Raw genomic sequence first — 13,632 nt, forward strand, 5'->3', positions numbered from 1 at the left:
GATGAAGAAACGATTCCTCCTTTTCCTGTTGGCAGCACTGATTCCCTTGTGTCTGCTCGCCGGCGACGATATTCCCTCCCGCCGTTTCAACACCGTCACGTTTACTCCTGCGAGCCCGCTGTCTGCTTTTGGCGGACAGGGAGTAAGTGGTGCTTTTGTAGGAACCGTGCCCAAGAATGCTGCGACCACCTCGCACAGCATATTGGTGGCTGGCGGTTGCAATTTCCCCGGCGTTCCGGCTGCTGAAGGCGGACAGAAGGTTTTCTATGCAGACATCTATGCTATTGCGCTCGATGAAGTCTCTTCGCATGGCACTGCTACATCCGAAGTGGCAACCTCCGGAAGCAACTCTCCGACATGGAAGCACATCGGCTCGCTGCCTGCTGCATTAGCCTATGGTGCCAGCGTCACGACACCGGAAGGAATCGTCTGCTTAGGAGGCACGACTGACGGTCGTCATAGTGAGCGTTTTGCAGCCCTTTTGGCGTTTGATAAGAACAGCAAGTTCATCAGTCGTTCCCTGCCGCCCCTTCCCGTGTCTCTCGACAATTTCGCCGCCGCCTTTGGCGATGGTTACATCTATGTGGCTGGAGGTCAGCACGATGGCGTTCCCAACCATAAGGCTTTCCGCTTGAAATGGCCCTTACCCGCTTCCTGGTTTGATTCACAAAGAGGTGCCGGGTGGGAGGAATTGCCCCGTCTGCCAGGTCCTGCCCGCGTGCAGCCCACCGCTGCCGTGCAGAAAGGTGCCGTCGGCAGCAACTTTTACCTATTTGGAGGCTATGATCCGCGTACTCAGAAGGTCGCCACCGGTGGCATCTGTTATGATGCACGCAAAAAGAATTGGTGTGCCACGAGTCCTATGAAAAAATCAGCCTTGGTGGGTGCCGCCGCTGTCCCGTCAGGTGCAGCCCACATCCTCTTTTTCGGCGGTGTGGACAAAGGCGTTTTTGAAAGTGCCCTCCAGCGCAATGCCCTCCTTGCTGATACCGCCAGTCAGACGGCAGAGCGCCTCGTAGATTTGCGTGAAGAGGCACACAATTACATGACCCAATCCCCTGCATGGTACAAGTTCCGTCGTAGCATACTCGTCTATCATACCATTACCGACTCTTGGACAGAGATTGCAGACAGTCCTCTTCTTGCCCGTGCTGGCGCAGGTGTCATACCTGTCGGTTCCCGGGCAGGTTCCTTCTCCGCCCTCGTTATCGGCGGCGAAGAAAAACCGGGTGTCCGTTCCTCAGACGTCACCCGTGTCGATGTCAGCTACGACGCCCATTTCGGCTGGCTCAACTGGACCGTCCTCATCCTCTATCTCCTTGCCATGGTCTATCTCGGCTTCTATTTTATGCGCCGCGCCAGCAACTCCAGTGACGATTTTTTCAAAGGCGGCGGTCGCATTCCTTGGTGGGCTGCAGGTATCAGCATCTTTGCCACGATGCTGTCTGCGATTACCTATATGAGCATCCCCGCCAAAGCCTACGCCACCGACTGGACCTACTATCCCATGCAGATTTGCATCCTGCTCGTTTCACTTCCCGTCATCAGATACTATCTCCCTTTCTTCCGTCGCTTGAACGTCACGACAGCATACGAATATTTGGAGCGCCGCTTCAATAGTGCTACGCGCGTCATGGCATCCATCCTCTTCATTGTTTTCATGATAGCCCGCACGGCTCTCGTCCTTTTCCTGCCGTCACTGGCAATGACCGCCGTCACCGGCATCAATATCTATATGTGTATAGCGCTCATGGCACTGATTACCATTCTCTATTGCAGCATGGGTGGTGTGGAGGCTGTCATTTGGGGCGATGTCATTCAGGGCATCATCCTTGTGGGAGGAGCCGTTCTCGCAGCCGTCTATCTCATCGTCAATACAGGTGACAACGGAGCCGGCGACTTCTGGCAGATAGCTACCGACCATGACAAGTTCCGCCTCTTCCTCTTTAACACCGAGGAACCTTTCGATTTCGTCAATGCCACATGGTGGGTGGTCATTCTCGGAGGCTTGGCGAATAACCTCATCTCCTACACCAGTGACCAGACCGTCATCCAGCGCTATCTCACCACCTCCAACGAGAAGAGCGCAGCCCGCGGCATCCTGACCAATGGACTGATGTCTGTCATCGTCACCATTGTCTTTTTCACCATCGGAACAGGGCTCTACACCTTCTTCAAGACACATCCCGCAGCGTTGGATATCACGATGGACAAGAGCGATGCCATCTTCCCCTTTTTCATGATATCACAGCTGCCTTCCGGGGTTGCCGGACTCCTGATTGCCGCCGTTTTTGCTGCCACGATGTCAACCATCGGTTCCAATATCAACTCTATTTCCACCGCCTTCACTGTGGACCTCTGGTCGAAATGGAAAAAAGGTTCAACCAGTGATGTCCGCACCGCCCGCATCGCAGGTGTCTGTGCCGGTCTTCTCGGCATGGGCATTGCCTGTCTCATGGCAACAGTTGACATACAGTCACTTCTCGACTACTTCAACACGATTCTTGGTCTCCTCAGTGGCGGCATAGGCGGTCTGTTCCTGATGGGCATCTTCTTTCCTCGCATCGGCTCGCGCGCTGCCCTCATCGGTTTTCTCTGCGGCACCGCCACCGTCTTCTATATGAACTTCTATACCCAGGCAAACTTCCTCCTTTTCGGCTTTGTCTCTATACTCGTCAGTGTCCTTGTCGCCCTTCTCCTCAGCATCTTCATGCCACAGCAGAAAGAGCAGTCGGGACTGACGTGGAAGACGTTGAATAGATAGAACTAAATAAAAAATGAAGATTATGAATAAAGAAATGACTGATTTCAAACAATTGGCGGAGCAATACCGCACAGAACTTCTCGACCGCGTTGTTCCTTTCTGGCTTGACAAGAGCCAAGACCATGATTTCGGCGGCTACTTCACCTGTCTTAATCGTGACGGAAGTGTTTATGACACGGACAAGTTCATCTGGCTGCAAGGGCGTGAGGTGTGGATGTTCGCCAAACTCTACAACGTCGTAGAGCAGCGTCAAGAGTGGCTCGACGCAGCCATTCAGGGTGCCGAGTTTCTGAAAAAGCATGGACACGACGGCAAGTTCAACTGGTACTTCGCCCTCGACCGCGAAGGACGTCCCCTCGTGGAGCCCTATAACATATTCTCCTACACCTTTGCAACCATCGCTTTCGGTCAGCTTTCCATCGCTCTCGCCACCGCTGCCGGAAATGGGCTGACAGCCATCAAGTGTCCGGCTGATGGCGAAACTGTTGATACGACAGCGCTCTCAGCCGATTACGCAGCTATCGCCCGCCGCACTTTCGACATCGTCCTTTCCAAGATAGACAATCCCAAGGGGCAATGGAACAAAGCCGTTGCAGGTTCCCGCTCCCTCAAGACTTTCGACCTCCCCATGATTCTCTGCAATGTCGCCCTCGAGGTGGAATCGCTCATTGCACCTGATTTCCTGCAGAAAGCCATCGGCGATTGCCTCCACGAAGTCATGGATGTGTTCTATCGTCCTGAGCTCGGTCTTATTGTTGAAGCGTTGGGCAATGACGGCAATCTTGTTGACTGCTTCGACGGTCGGAAGCTTAATCCTGGTCATGCCATCGAAGCCATGTGGTTTGTCATGGACCTCGGTAAGCGTCTGGAGCGTCCCGAACTCATCCGGAAGGCGGTGGACATCTGTCTGCAAGAAGTTGAGTATGGATGGGACAAGCAGTATGGTGGTATATTCTACTTTATGGACCGTCTCGGCTATCCTCGTCACGAGCTCGAATGGGATCAGAAACTCTGGTGGGTGCATCTCGAAACCCTCATCTCTCTCATCAAGGGCTATCAGCTGACCGGTGACGAGCGTTGTCTTGAGTGGTTCCAGCGTGTTCACGACTACACATGGTCTCACTTCCGCGATTCCGAATACCCCGAGTGGTATGGTTACCTCAATCGCCAAGGCGAAGTGCTTCTCCCACTGAAGGGTGGCAAGTGGAAAGGCTGTTTCCATGTTCCCCGCGGTCTCCTCAACGTTTGGAAAATCCTTGAAGAACTGGCATCCAGGCAGTAGGGTGGTGAACAAACAATCAAAACATTTTCTGCACGTCGTGGCATAGGACTAAAGGACCAAATAAAACATATCATTCGAGCTTCCCCCACGCACTCCCTTTTTGAGTGTCGTGGGGGATTTCCGTTTTCATAGCCGCGTCAGATTGATACGTCAGATTGATGGATAACATGTTAAAATAAGTATAATAACAACGTTATTCGATGATTATTCCGTAACTTTGCACCTCTATATGCGAACGAAACTCGTCATATTCTTCCTGCTGGCAGCCATCATTTTCGTGATGGCAGGCACGGCTACGCCCCCGCGCAGAATGGCTGCAGCGATGGGTATGCCGCAGCGCGACACCATCCCCGAGACCGATTCGCTGAACAAGAATGTGGTGGATACGACGAAGATGGATTCGCTCGAACTGGCAATCTATCGCCATAACAAGGCTGTGGACGACTCCATTCATCTCGACTCGCTCAACCGTGCGAAGTCGAGTGGCATTGATGCGCCCGTGCAATATACAGCAAACGATTCACTAGTGTATGATGCAATGAGTAGGACAGCCTATCTGTACGGCTCATCGCAGGTGGATTATGAGAATATGACGCTCAATTCCGACCGCATTTATATTCGTCTGGACAGCAATCTGGTACATGCTGTCGGAACGCCCGACTCGCTGGCTGACAAGGGAGTAAAGGGTCGTCCGAACTTCAAAATGGGTCAGGATCAGTACGAAAGCGACACCATTGCCTTCAACTTCAAGACAAAAAAGGGTTTTATCAACAACGTCTATACAGCGCAGGAAGACGGATTCCTGTTCAGCGAACGCTCGAAACGCGATGCTGAGGGCAATTTCTACATTGAGCACGGACGCTATACGACCTGCGACGAGGAGCACCCCGACTTCTATATTGCTCTCTCACGGGCAAAGGTGCGTCCCGGCAAGGATGTCGTCTTCGGACCGGCATACCTGGTTGTAGCCGATGTGCCGCTGCCACTCGCCATTCCCTATGGTTTCTTCCCCTTCTCGAAGAAGTACAGCAGCGGATTCATCATGCCCTCATACGGCGACGAGCGTGATATGGGATTCTATCTCCGCGACGGCGGATACTACTTTGCCATCAATGACAAGTGGGACTTGAAACTGCTTGGAGAAATCTATACGAAGGGTTCCTGGGGCGTGTCAGTAGCCAGCAACTACCGCAAGCGCTACAAATATAGCGGCAGTATTTTTGCCAGCTATCAGGACACAAAGACAGGAGACAAGGGCATGCCCGACTATGCGCGGCAGGAAAGTTTCAAGATACAGTGGAGTCACAGGCAAGATCCGAAAGCTAACCCTTTCAGCACGCTGTCGGCAAGTGTCAATTTCGCCACGACAAGTTATGAGCGAAACAACCTGAACAGCATGTACAATCCGCAGGCGATGACGCAAAGTACGAGAACATCGTCCGTCAGTTGGAGCACCACCTTTTCGAGCATTGGCTTGTCGCTCAGCGCCACAGCCAACCTTGCACAGAACATGCGTGACTCCACGATATCAATGACGCTGCCCGACCTGAATATCTCCATCAGCCGGTTCAATCCCTTCAAACGGAAGAAGATGGTGGGAAAAGAGCGGTGGTATGAGCGGATAGCCGTCAGCTACGACGGACAGTTCAGCAACTCCATCACCACGAAGGAAGACAAACTGCTGAAAGCCAATCTCATCAAAGACTGGCGCAACGGCTTCAGACACCATATTCCCATCAGTGCGAACTTCACGCTGGCAAACTTCATCAACATCAATACGTCGTTCGACTTCACCGACCGCATGTACACAAGCAAAGTCATGCGCTCATGGGACGATGCCAATCGGACGGAAGTAGCTGACACCACCCATGGCTTCTACAACGTGTATAACTGGTCGCTCAACTTCTCCGCTTCCACCAAGCTGTATGGTTTCTATGCACCGAGCCGCAAAATCTTCGGTGACAGAATCCAGAAAGTGCGCCACGTGATTACACCCACCATCGGGTTCAGCTTCGCTCCCGACTTCGGTACCGACCGCTACGGATATTACGATACCTACCAGCGGACGAACGAAGACGGTAGCGTCGATCTGGTGAGATATTCGCCGTTCGAGGGTTCATTGTATGGAGTGCCGGGGCGCGGCAGGACAGGAAACATCTCTTTCGGGCTTGAAAACAATATTGAGATGAAGGTGCGCTCGGACAAAGATTCCACCGGATATAAGAAAATCAGCATCATCGACAACTTGGGCTTGCGCATGTCCTACAACATGGCAGACAAAGAGCGCCCGTGGAGCAACCTTTCCGTGGATCTCCGCTTGAAGTGGTGGAAGAACTATACGTTCAATATGAACGCTGTCTTCGCCACCTATGCCTACGACTTGGATGAAAACGGAAGACCTTATATCGGCACGCACACAGAATGGGGACGTGGACGGTTCGGACGTTTCCAAGGCATGTCGCAAAACATCTCCTTCACATTGACGCCGGAGAAACTGCGCAAGTGGTTCGGAGGAGGAGAAAGCACTGAGGAAGACTATAGGAGAAACGAAAACAATGACGAGGGAATTAATACCGATATCGAATCGAATATCGACGAGGATATGGAGCGCGGAAAGCATGGAGCTAAGAAAAAGAGTGGCGGAAAAGCCGAGACCGACGACGATGGATATATGATTTTCAACATCCCTTGGTCGCTCACCTTCGGATATGGTATCACCATGCGCGAGAATATGGATATCAACAAATTCAATTACAAACGGATGCGCTATCCCTATAAATTCACTCAGACGCTCAACGTGAGCGGTAATGTGCGCATTTCTGACGGATGGAACATCAGTTTCGCCAGCGGCTACGACTTCGATACCCACAAAATCTCCATGACAACGGCATCGCTCTCACGCGACCTGCATTGTTTCAATATGTCATGCTCAGTCGTGCTTGCACCTTACACGAGCTATAACTTCACGTTCCGCTGCAACGCTTCGACGCTGACCGATGCGCTGAAATATGACAAGCGCAGTGGTGCTACCAATGCCGTGCAGTGGTATTGATGAACACAAAGTCTAATAAAACGATATGGGGTGAATGGAGATGTGAAGTTATCCGGAAATCCGTCTGAGGTCGTCTTCCTCACCTACAATCCAAATAATGTCTCCTTTTTCGAAACGGCGTGCAGGGCTCATTGCCGTCAGGTTCTCCTCGCCCTCTTCTAAGCCCACGACCATGCAGTTATAGATATCGCGGATGCCACTCTCCTGCAAAGTTTTTCCGATGAAAGGGCTACTGCTGTTGACAATAATCTGGCGCAGTTTCATTTCACGCTTTTCGATATCCGGGTCGTCTTGGTGCAGTTCTTTGTTGATGATGGTGTTGAAATTAGCCAGCTGATCATCGCTTCCGATGACTTGTATGCGGTCGTTGGGGAAGAGTACCGTGTCGCCGCCGGGAATATTGATGCGCCTTCTGCCACGCAAGATGCTGCTCACATGAACGCCGAAACGTCGTCCCACCTGCAATTCGCCCAGTGTCTTCCCAACCCATGTGGAGTCATCGGGCACATCAATTTCCGCAATGTGCACGTCGCGGTCGAGCAGGTGTCCTTCATAAAGCGGCTTTTTCTTGCCGAGCACTTGTGCTTCGATATCCCGTGAGCGCAAGTTCTGAATGAACATCCTTTCGAGTCTGATGCTGCGCTGTTTGAGCGAGCGTGACAAAATCATGAGCACAAGCAGTGCGATGCCGATACAAATGATAAGTGCGTTGGAGAATTGCGTCAGCCGGTTGCAGATATAGAAGATGAAACTCAATGCTATCAGAAGTCGCACGAGGATGGTGAAGATAAGCGGCAGGCGGTTCAGGCGATTGTCTGTCCACAATGCCTTGAACTCTTCACTGTGGTTTTTCTTCATCACAATGGCGCGCAGGAAAGGAGAAATGAGCAGTATCGTGAGCAAGCCACAGATAATGTCAGTCCAGAAATGAAGCTGATTCCCCAGGAGCTTATCCATGAATGGAACGAAGAATGTGAGCATGATGGCTGTGATGGCAGCGGAAAGGATGCTGTAGATAATCGTGTTGCGCAGCATCTGCATCAGTAGTCGCTTCCAAAGGTTCTGATCGGTGGCTGTCGTTGACTGATTGACAGAAATGCGGTTCAGACGTTTGATCCAGTTGATAGGCAACCGTTGTTCCAATGTCGTGTAACAAGGTTTCGACAGGCGTATCATATAGGGGGTGAGGAAGGTCGTGATGACCGAAACGGCAACCACCACCGGATAGAGGAATTTGCTGATGACACCCAGCGAGAGACCGAGCGACGCGATGATGAATGAGAACTCACCAATCTGTGCCATCGAGAATCCACAGCGCATGGCAGACTTGAGCGTCTGACCGCTGAGCATGAAGCCTATTGTTCCGAAGATGCTTTGTCCTAAAAGAATGGTCAGTACGATAGCAATAATCGGGAGGGCGTATTCAACCAAGATGTTCGGATCGACCAGCATACCTACCGAAACGAAGAAGATGGCGCCGAAAAGATTCTTCACCGGCTCCACCAGACGGATAATCTTTTCAGCCTCAATGGTTTCAGCAAGGATGGACCCCATGATGAATGCACCGAAGGCACTGCTGAAGCCAACTTGTGTGGACAGTACCGCCATCGCACAGCAAAGTCCGAGCGACACGACCAGCAACACTTCATTGTTGACCAGCTTGCGCACCGAACGGAGAAACCACGGAATGGCGAAGATTCCAACGACGAACCATAGCACGAGGAAAAAGCCTATCTTAACAATGCTCTGGAGCATCTGACCGCCATCAGCACCCGTTCCGCTGGCAATGGCAGCCAGCATCACCATCATGACAATGGCAAGAATATCTTCAAGAATGAGCACACTCATCACCAGCCCCGCAAACTGTTGCTGGCGCAGTCCCATGTCGTCGAACGCCTTATAGATAATGGTTGTGGAAGACATGGCGAGCATCCCGCCCAAGAAGATGCAGTCCATCTTCCCCCAGCCGAAAGCCTTTCCCACGATGATTCCCAGCATCATCATGCTGAAGATAATCGTACAGGTGGCAATAATCGGCGATGCTCCCATCTTGAGAATCTTCTTGAACGAAAAGTCCAGTCCCAATGAAAAGAGCAAAAAGATGACTCCTATCTCCGCCCATGTGTGGATGCTCGAGTGATCAACCACCGACATGGTGTAAGGCATGTGTGGCGAGACAAGAAATCCTGCCACGATATAGCCCAGCACCAACGGCTGTTTCAGTCGCTTGAACACCAGCGTGACAATGCCTGCCACGACAAGGATGAGCGCAAGGTCAAGAATCAACGGGGGAATCTCTGACATCGATTAGTCGTTATAGCCTGCTGTCAGTTCGCAGATTTTCACAATCACCTGCATCACTTTCTCCATCACTTGCACCGAAACAAACTCGTACGGTCCGTGGAAGTTCACACCACCGGCAAAGATGTTCGGACAGGGAAGACCCTTGAACGACAACTGCGCCCCATCGGTTCCGCCGCGGATAGGACGGACTTTCGGTGGAACACCGCATTCCTGCATCGCTTTCAGCACCAGGTCGATAACGTGCATGTTCGGGTCGATCTTCTCCTTCATGTTGTAGTACTGGTCGTTGATGTCGGCAGCGAATGTTCCCTCCCCATACTTCTCGTTCATCTTCTCCACACACTGCTTCATGAATGCCTTGCGATCTTCAAACTTTTCGCGGTCATGGTCGCGTATAATATAAGATAATGTGGCACTCTCGGTCGCAGCCTTGATACCCGTCAGGTGATAGAATCCCTGATAGCCTTCGGTCGCCTCGGGTGTCTCGTCGGCAGGAAGCAGACCGATAAACTCAGCTGCCAGCCGTCCGGCATTCACCATTTTTCCCTTGGCATAGCCCGGATGCACGCTCACACCTTTGATGTGAACCTTTGCGCCGGCGGCATTGAAGTTCTCAAATTCCAGTTCTCCCAAGTCACCACCGTCGATAGTGTAAGCCCATTCGCAACCGAACTTCTCCACATCGAAGTGGTGGGCACCCATACCGATTTCCTCGTCGGGGTTGAAGCCGATGCGGATGTCGCCGTGTTTGATCTCGTCGTGGTCGCGTAGCCAGCACATCGCCTGCATAATCTCGGCAATGCCCGCCTTGTCGTCGGCACCCAACAGCGTCGTACCGTCGGTGACAATCAGGTCTTCGCCCACGTGCTGCAACAACTCGGGAAACTTCTCCGGCGAAGAGACGATGCCCGGTGACAGCTCAATATCTCCGCCGTCATAGCCTTTCACGATGCGCGCATTGATATTTGCACCGCTGCAGTCGGGGCTCGTGTCATAATGAGAAATGAACCCGATGGTCGGAATTTCTTTCTTCGTGTTGGCTTTCAGCGTGGCATAGATATAACCTTTCTCGTCCATCTCCACATCGGAAAGCCCTTCGTTTTCCAATTCTTTCTTCAGATATTCGGCGAAGATAAGCTGTTTGGATGTACTCGGCACACTCTGCGAGTCTTCACTCGACTGTGTGTCAAACTTGGTGTAGTTTAAAAATCTTTCAGTAAGTTCCATATTATTGATAGCTTTGTTTTCTTTTGCAAATATACGAAATAATGCTGAAATAGAAAAGCATTTTTGAATGATTAACGCAGTTTGCCCGAATCAAGACAGAGGCTATGACGGAAGAACTGAAGATCTCCGCCACGAAGACGGCCACCAGTGTACTCAACGGAGTAAATTCTCTTCTTGGCAGCAACAAGGTGAGCAGACTGGAGAAAGAGAACCCCCAACTGCATAAAGAAGTTGAAGATTTGAATGGCCAGATTGAAAGACTGCGCACCGATATGCAAAAGATGAAGGACAGCCACGCAAGGGAACTCAACCGTACCAATGAACAGCACCAGCAAGCGATGAGCAACTTGAAGCGTCTCTTAGACAAGACTTATAGATGGTTCCCAAGTTTCAAACGATTCCTCAATATGGAGCGTGAATGTCTGGAGTATGGCTTCAACATGGAACAGACCGACAAACTGCTGCACGGACAGCGTATCAATTATAGCGGGTGCCTTCACTCAAATGAGTACAGGCGCAATGTCCTTGCCGATAATGTCACGGCACAAGTGATAAGGGATGATAGACGTTTCCTCTTTCTGCACATAAACAACACCCCCGTTGCCCTATGGTTTAAGGAACAGTTCGGATTGGGACAAAGTGAAACACAGAAGAAGGGAATTAGGCGATAAGCCTATCCCTTTTTATTCAATACTGCAAAAATGTCGTATCTTATATGCATTTTTTCGTAAATCAGACTTTATTTTCACAGAAAATTTGTATTTTTGCAACCATATTCTTTGGAGTACAAGACATATTGAAACAACGAAGCGTTATGCTATTCTTGTAATCGGAAATGTGAGAAACTTCCAAAGTCAGCAAGAGAGTGTGGCGGTTCGCGCATATAGCGTGGACTGGTTACAACCTCTGCTGACAAAGGTAATTCTCACGACCTCCGATTTAAGAAGTGGTATATCAGTGCCACGCTTCATAACAACCAAAAGTCCAATGGCATTGAGGGACACTTTTTTAATGATATGACATTCCCTACAAAAGAAGAATTTACTACTGTAAGTCGGTCTATTACTCCAGTTTCCCCTCTGTTGCAGACAGCAATATCGTACAAAAGTAGTATCCAAAGAGAGATTATTCCCTTGCTGACAACAGACCAAATGATGGATGTTAAATATTCTCGAAAAAATGAGGATGTGGTTAGAATGCTTATTCATCTTGGCTATCGAAAGTTTTCTGCTAATCCCAGCACAGAGAATTTATATTGTGTATCAATTGCTGTTGCAACGATAATTAAAGAATATGAATGGGGGATAGAATATCTAATAGGTGATGGTTTGTATAAACTTGCAAAGAGAGTTTACGATAACTATTAAACAATGTACCGCAATACATCGACAATATATCGTCTTGTAGAAGCCCTCAACGATTGTCATTATATTCGTAACCAGTCCGAATTAGTCACAAAAGACCAATTACACAGAGTTTACGAATATCTTGACGATGTTGCTATTGATTTGTTCTTCCAGAATGTAAAACTTAAACCACTGGTCGTGACTAAAGAAGATGTATATAGACGATTCACTCCAGTTGGTGCAATAAAGAACGATGAGAACTTAACCCTAGATTTAAGCAATACTTTTGACAGAGCGACATTCATTGAGTGTTTTTTGCATGCAATCAATAATAATAGGTCGGCTGAACTGAAGAATAGTTTTCTTGCCGGTTTTATGATGTATGAGAAAGTATATTGTGGAGGGTGTTCTTTTTTAACAGGGTATCATCTTCCCTTATATGGGACGTTATTCCCCGTATATGAATTTGACAAGCAGTGCGACTTTTTTAATTTAAACAAGATTACGCAATTGTGTGTTTGTAAAGATTATTATGCCCAAGAAAAGAAACTTGTCGACATCCCGTCGTTTATATACTATGATATTCCTAAAAGATATGAGGAATTCATGTATGAGTATATAAAATGTAAGGATGATGTTGCATTTGGAAATTATACGTGGGAAGAAGCAATTTTCGTGTATTGCCTACTTGTTGAAAAATTGAATTTCACCTATGAAGACAATCTTACAGGTGTAGTAACATTAACGCTATTTGATGATTATTGTCAAAACATAAACAAAAGCAATTGGTATAAAAAGTTTTTCGAGTTTGAGTGGGATTTAGATGATATACTTGATCCTGAAAAAGATTTGTCAATTAGTGATTTGTTTCTACGTTTTACGAACTTAGAGCGTACAAAGGCCTTTAACTATCATATTGATGACAGAGCCCCAGAGCTTATGACACTAAGATTATTTGAAGGGAAAGAGGTGAAGCACCTAAGAGAGAATAACCCAATCCCTCTACCATTTAATAACTATAAAAGAGATTTTCTATGATTAAATCTGATTTCGAAAAAGAAATTGAAACAGCATTTGAGCTGGCTTATACTCCAGTGATGTTAGTTAAACAGCGTCTAAACGGGCAAGATTTCCTTGAAACTGCAGTTCCATTATTAGACCAAATCCGAAATCAATTCGGCGATAACAGCGAAAAAGTCAAAATAGCTGCGCGTACAATGGTCTTGGCTTTTAATGACAAACTGAATCCTCAAATGTCGACAGATGATTTGAATGGGATGATAAGAATGCTTGTTAATAATGGGCCTTTAGTTAGGATGTTTGGGAGACGTAACGGATAATCCTATACAGAATGAGCCAAGATTAATTAGAATTTGAATTGGTGCACTAACAAAGAGTCGTGCTTAGATTATATGTAGAAGGATAGCTCCAATCTAAGGAAGATGATTCTTCCGCTATCCTTCGTTTTAAGTTGCGTAAATCTATAGTCTGCCTATCACGACTATTTGTAGCAACCATCGCTTAGCAACGAACTCAAATATGAATTTAAGCAGTTGGGAGCATCGGAGAAAGTGAGGAAATAGAAAGACCTCTATATTAGATCCGAAAAATTGAACTCCTAAAAAACGGTGCTGGTAATTGAGGAATACCTATTCGT

9 protein-coding genes are annotated in these 13,632 nt (G+C 48.8%); 7 read left to right on the forward strand and 2 right to left on the reverse strand.

All coding sequences use genetic code 11. From position 1 onward, the window contains the following. Position 1: 1 nt before the first annotated feature. The 3 genes from GRF55_RS02325 to GRF55_RS02335 all read left to right on the forward strand — a co-directional run bounded on the left by GRF55_RS02325 (position 2) and on the right by GRF55_RS02335 (position 7,098). Positions 2–2,764 (forward strand): sodium/solute symporter, encoded by a 2,763-nt coding sequence (locus tag GRF55_RS02325; RefSeq protein WP_220368955.1) that lies wholly within the window; start codon positions 2–4, stop codon positions 2,762–2,764. 22 nt (positions 2,765–2,786) lie between these two features. Next, positions 2,787–4,046, forward strand: a complete 1,260-nt coding sequence (locus GRF55_RS02330) for an AGE family epimerase/isomerase (RefSeq protein WP_255563819.1) — start codon at positions 2,787–2,789, stop codon at positions 4,044–4,046. Positions 4,047–4,275: 229 nt separating this feature from the next. Continuing rightward, complete coding sequence (locus GRF55_RS02335; protein WP_220368956.1) at positions 4,276–7,098, forward strand: putative LPS assembly protein LptD; 2,823 nt, start codon at positions 4,276–4,278, stop codon at positions 7,096–7,098. Between the two features lie 48 nt (positions 7,099–7,146). Here GRF55_RS02335 and GRF55_RS02340 read toward each other — a convergent pair whose 3' ends face one another. Together GRF55_RS02340 and pepT are read right to left on the reverse strand one after the other, a co-directional pair. Next, entirely contained in the window at positions 7,147–9,402 is a 2,256-nt protein-coding gene (locus GRF55_RS02340) for a cation:proton antiporter (RefSeq protein WP_220368957.1), read from the reverse strand. 3 nt (positions 9,403–9,405) lie between these two features. Next, positions 9,406–10,629 (reverse strand): peptidase T, encoded by a 1,224-nt coding sequence (gene pepT, locus GRF55_RS02345; protein ID WP_220368958.1) that lies wholly within the window; start codon positions 10,627–10,629, stop codon positions 9,406–9,408. A gap of 104 nt (positions 10,630–10,733) precedes the next feature. Here pepT and GRF55_RS02350 point away from each other — a divergent pair, with 104 nt between their 5' ends. The 4 genes from GRF55_RS02350 to GRF55_RS02365 all read left to right on the forward strand — a co-directional run bounded on the left by GRF55_RS02350 (position 10,734) and on the right by GRF55_RS02365 (position 13,315). Further along, positions 10,734–11,300 carry a hypothetical protein gene (locus GRF55_RS02350; protein WP_220368959.1) on the forward strand — a complete coding sequence of 189 codons (567 nt, stop codon included), beginning with the start codon at positions 10,734–10,736 and terminating at the stop codon, positions 11,298–11,300. 345 nt (positions 11,301–11,645) lie between these two features. Next, the gene (locus GRF55_RS02355) at positions 11,646–11,996 is read left to right on the forward strand and encodes a hypothetical protein (RefSeq protein ID WP_220368960.1); all 351 of its coding nucleotides are present in this window, start codon (positions 11,646–11,648) and stop codon (positions 11,994–11,996) included. Between the two features lie 3 nt (positions 11,997–11,999). Next, on the forward strand, positions 12,000–13,013 hold the full coding sequence (locus GRF55_RS02360) for a hypothetical protein (protein WP_220368961.1): 1,014 nt from the start codon (positions 12,000–12,002) through the stop codon (positions 13,011–13,013). Further along, positions 13,010–13,315, forward strand: a complete 306-nt coding sequence (locus GRF55_RS02365) for a hypothetical protein (protein WP_220368962.1) — start codon at positions 13,010–13,012, stop codon at positions 13,313–13,315. Before GRF55_RS02360 ends, GRF55_RS02365 begins: the two co-directional genes overlap by 4 nt. Positions 13,316–13,632 lie beyond the last annotated feature (317 nt).

The sequence above is a fragment of the Prevotella sp. Rep29 genome (genome assembly GCF_019551475.1).
Taxonomy (GTDB): Bacteria; Bacteroidota; Bacteroidia; order Bacteroidales; family Bacteroidaceae; genus Prevotella.